The sequence below is a fragment of the Bacillus sp. JJ1127 genome (genome assembly GCF_036965845.1).
Classification (GTDB): domain Bacteria; phylum Bacillota; class Bacilli; order Bacillales; family Bacillaceae_G; genus Bacillus_A.
The window spans coordinates 1-2319 of sequence record NZ_JBALQK010000176.1 but is presented as its reverse complement, the minus strand read 5'-3'; the positions used below and the strand labels follow the sequence as shown (position 1 = coordinate 2319).

The window sequence follows — 2319 nt, the reverse complement described above, 5'->3', positions numbered from 1 at the left end:
TGCTACCTGTTTGTTTAATACTTCAACAACATTTGTTTTCGTACTCATCCAATCCACTCCTCTTATCACTTTAGAATTATTATCTTTTAATAATACAATTTCATTGTACCATACATTTCCTACTCTTCCAAATCATTAGCTTATATGTAACAAAACTTTAACAACTTTTACCTTTTCCTAATCTCCAGAAATTCATGTATCCTTTCATGTCTAATTGTCCAAGCTCACACATATGCATAGTAGTAAGTCACGTTCATCATAGTAGAAAGAGGGATTACATGAATAATCAACAATGGCAAGTAGCAAAAAAAGTTGCTGCTACTTATATTGGGACTGTCGTCGGGGCTGGATTTGCAACTGGACGAGAAATTGTTGAGTTTTTTACAATTAACGGCCTATACGGAACAATCGGAATATGTATAAGTGGATTTTTTTTTATTTGGTTAGGTACGAAGATGATGTTGCTTTCCTCACAAATTGGTGCATTCTCAGCACAAGAATTTAACAAATATTTATTTGGAGATGTATTTGGAAATGTAGTAAACACTTTATTGCTTCTTGTACTGTTCGGGGTAACAAGCGTTATGTTATCAGGGGCTGGTGCCGTATTTGAAGAACAACTCCGTCTCCCAAGACAACTGGGTATTTTTATTACAATTATTGCTTGTATCATTATTGGTAGCCGGGGATTACAAGGGGTTTTCGAAGTAAATACACTTGTAGTACCCATTATGATGATTTTCATTATTGGACTTGCTATTACAACATTTATTCACGATACAACACCTATACTTAATACTGTTCCTACAGAAAGTTGGAATATAAAATGGATTACAAGTCCTATTACATATGTCGCCTTAAACCTTTCTCTCGCCCAAAGTGTTCTCGTACCATTAGCAAGTGAGGTGAAAGATCAAAAAGCTATTTTATGGGGAGGGATTTTAGGAGGCGCAGGACTCTGTTTTATTCTATTATGTAGCCATTTGGCTATTTTATCGGTCGAGCAATTTTATCAATACAACATTCCTATGGCAGAAGTTGTCCGACGATTCAATGCAACTTTTCACTTTTTCTTTGTCCTTATTATTTTTGGAGAAGTATTTACAACATTAGTTGGAAATATATTTGGGATGACCAAACAAATGCAATCTATCACTGGTTGGAAAAACAATCGTATTGTTTATTTTATTTTACTAATTAGTTATTGCTTTAGCTATATTGGCTACAGTGAACTCCTGCACATCTTATATCCAATAATCGGATGGGTTAGTATCATCCTACTCCCCATTATCGCATGTAAACAACTTCAAAAAACATAAAAAAGCATCCGCTATGAGCGGACGCTTTTTTATTCACAGTCTTCACACACTTCCCAATATAATCCCATCTCTACTGCAAGATACGGCTTTAATTGTAACCGAATCATGCGACTTGGCATACGCTCTAATACAAACTGAATAGCGTCTTCATCCTCTTCTAATTCCGCTTTTAAAATTGCTATCCGCTGTATAGTAGTGATGGATTTCCCATCTTTATATAAAGTAATCCTTATCTCATCATATTCATTAAAATATATTTCCACACTCATATGTTCTGTCACTATTTCATTAACAATTGAATACGTACCATTTTGTTCTTGGATCACATATTTCCAGCCGTCTTTTCCATCTTCCATTGGAGCAACTTGAAACAATGTCATTAAATCCTCGTATAGCATAAGATAACCCCTCTCTTACTAAAAACCATGAGTATTATATATAACCCTTTCTCTCTATCACTATCACGTTTATTGTACCATATATCGCTTCTCTTACTATATTCATTTGCTTTATGCTACACGGATTTTATCCAAATTATACAATGAAGATTAATCTAATTACAGACAACCTAACTTCTTCACTTTTGCTGTGTTTTAAGGCGAAAGTCTTATTGTACATAAAAAACAGGAATGACGTGTATCATTCCTGTTTCCCATTAAAATACTTTACCTATCGCAGCTAAAGCTAACACCGCTATCAAACTTGCAAATAATAACGATACAACAAAACTAACAATTGGTAATGTTTTCTTTTCATTCTTCTTAAACAATAGCCTTAAACTAAGAATAATATTCAATGGTACACATACGAAATAAAAATATTTAACAACTTTCATTGCACCACTCGAACTATTTAAAAGTGTGTTAAATGCAAACACTTCAACTAAAAAAATAAGAAAAAATGAAATACTTAACCAAAATGAAACATAGCTAAGCCAAGAATGTTTTTTTGTTCCCCAATACACTCCCATACTGCTCTCCTTTATATATAAGTAGTCTAC

The 2319-nt window shown here is 33.5% G+C and carries 3 protein-coding genes; 1 reads left to right on the top strand and 2 read right to left on the bottom strand.

The features are described from left to right. The first annotated feature begins 278 nt into the window (after positions 1 to 278). On the top strand, positions 279 to 1319 hold the full coding sequence (locus V7183_RS17380; protein WP_335360287.1) for a YkvI family membrane protein: 1041 nt from the start codon (positions 279 to 281) through the stop codon (positions 1317 to 1319). A 29-nt stretch (positions 1320 to 1348) separates the two neighbouring features. Here the strand turns inward: V7183_RS17380 and V7183_RS17375 are convergent, their stop codons facing one another. Next, a complete protein-coding gene (locus tag V7183_RS17375; RefSeq protein WP_335360286.1) occupies positions 1349 to 1717 on the bottom strand; it encodes a DUF3979 family protein in 369 nt (122 codons plus the stop codon). A 257-nt stretch (positions 1718 to 1974) separates the two neighbouring features. Beyond that, complete coding sequence (locus V7183_RS17370) at positions 1975 to 2289, bottom strand: hypothetical protein (protein ID WP_335360297.1); 315 nt, start codon at positions 2287 to 2289, stop codon at positions 1975 to 1977. Positions 2290 to 2319: the final 30 nt, after the last annotated feature.

Coding starts and splice junctions, on each gene's coding strand:
- V7183_RS17370 (WP_335360297.1), bottom strand. CDS start 2,289: ATGGGAGTGTATTGGGGAACAAAAAAACATTCTTGGCTTAGCTATGTT.
- V7183_RS17375 (WP_335360286.1), bottom strand. CDS start 1,717: ATGCTATACGAGGATTTAATGACATTGTTTCAAGTTGCTCCAATGGAA.
- V7183_RS17380 (WP_335360287.1), top strand. CDS start 279: ATGAATAATCAACAATGGCAAGTAGCAAAAAAAGTTGCTGCTACTTAT.